Source organism: Vibrio marinisediminis, from assembly GCF_014050145.1.
Lineage (GTDB): Bacteria > Pseudomonadota > Gammaproteobacteria > Enterobacterales > Vibrionaceae > Vibrio > Vibrio marinisediminis.
Genome location: NZ_JACFYF010000237.1, coordinates 1 through 274 on the forward strand (window position 1 = coordinate 1; position 274 = coordinate 274).

Sequence of the window (274 nt, forward strand, 5' to 3'; positions counted from 1 at the left end):
CAGCGCCATGGTACTGGCCATATGAGAGAGAGCGCGCCCGGCCGCGATGGGGTCGTAGATATCACGCACGGCGGCGCGTGCTAGCACGGGGCCTGCGGCGCCGCCGAAGGCCTGCAGAAAGCGTCCAACGAGCAGCCATTCGATAGTCGGCGCGACGACGCATAGCAGGCTGGCAGCGAGAAACAGCGCGAGGCCGGCGACCATCACGGGCTTGCGGCCGAAATGGTCAGAGACTGGCCCGACAAACAGCTGGGCCAGGGCGAAGCCTGCCATG

Annotated in this window: 1 protein-coding gene; it reads right to left on the reverse strand. The window is 67.2% G+C overall.

Features of this window, described 5'->3' with window-relative positions:
- A partial coding sequence (locus H2O73_RS21030; protein WP_182110799.1) for an MFS transporter occupies positions 1-274 on the reverse strand: 274 nt, incomplete at both ends.